The following is a 690-nucleotide window of genomic DNA, read 5'->3' as shown; positions in this document are numbered from 1 at the left end:
GTCCGGATGGCGCCGCGCGTCCGGCCGCCCGCCTCGGCGGCGCCGCGCATCCTGCGCTGTTCTTTTCCTCTGCCGTCGGGCGCGCGCGCGCCGCTCCGGCCGCCGCCGTGAACCCCTCACCGGCCGCCTGACGGGCGGCCCGAGATCTGTTTATGGAGGTCCATCATGTCCATTTTGAAGAAGTTGTTCCTGGCTGCCACGCTCGCCGTCGCCCTTTTCACCAGCGTCTCCGTGCCGTCGGCGCTCGCTGGGGAGAAGGACCCGCTGTTCATCAACCTGACCAGCGACGATGGCCACCGCGTGCGCATGGCGCTCACGTTCGGCGGCCATCAGCTGGCCCGCGGCCACGCTTTGTCGGTCTTTCTCAATGACCGCGCCGTGCTTGCCGCCTCCAAGGCCCATGCGGACAAGTTCGGCGAGCAGCAGAAGATGATCGCGACCTGCTCGCCAAGGGCGCGACCATCCTGGTCTGCCCGATGTGCATGCAGCATTTCGGTGTGAAGGAAGCGGACCTGATCCCCGGACTGCTCGTCGGCAACCCCGAGCGGACCGGTGCGGCCTTGTTCAAGGACGAGACCAAGACATTGACCTGGTAGCCGGCCTGGCCAGCCGGCGGCGCCCGCCGGCTGGCCATCCGGGAGAGCCGGCCACGCGGATGGCGCGCCGCATCAGGACAGCGTCGTCGCCGCG

Annotated in this window: 1 protein-coding gene; it reads left to right on the top strand. The window is 69.1% G+C overall.

Translation table 11 applies throughout. The features are described 5' to 3' along the window. The first annotated feature begins 165 nt into the window (after positions 1 to 165). Positions 166 to 501, top strand: coding sequence for a hypothetical protein (locus tag AC2W7M_RS26880; RefSeq protein ID WP_486136281.1), 336 nt, complete (start codon positions 166 to 168; stop codon positions 499 to 501). The last annotated feature ends 189 nt before the right edge of the window (positions 502 to 690 follow it).

The organism is Xanthobacter sp. BG11Y11_SDJG, from assembly GCF_057364445.1.
The sequence above is the reverse complement of the archived record's forward strand: the minus strand, read 5'-3'. Positions and strand labels throughout refer to the sequence as shown.

What these genes read in the sequence shown, in the direction of transcription:
- AC2W7M_RS26880 (WP_486136281.1), top strand. Translation starts at nt 166, where the DNA reads ATGTCCATTTTGAAGAAGTTGTTCCTGGCTGCCACGCTCGCCGTCGCC.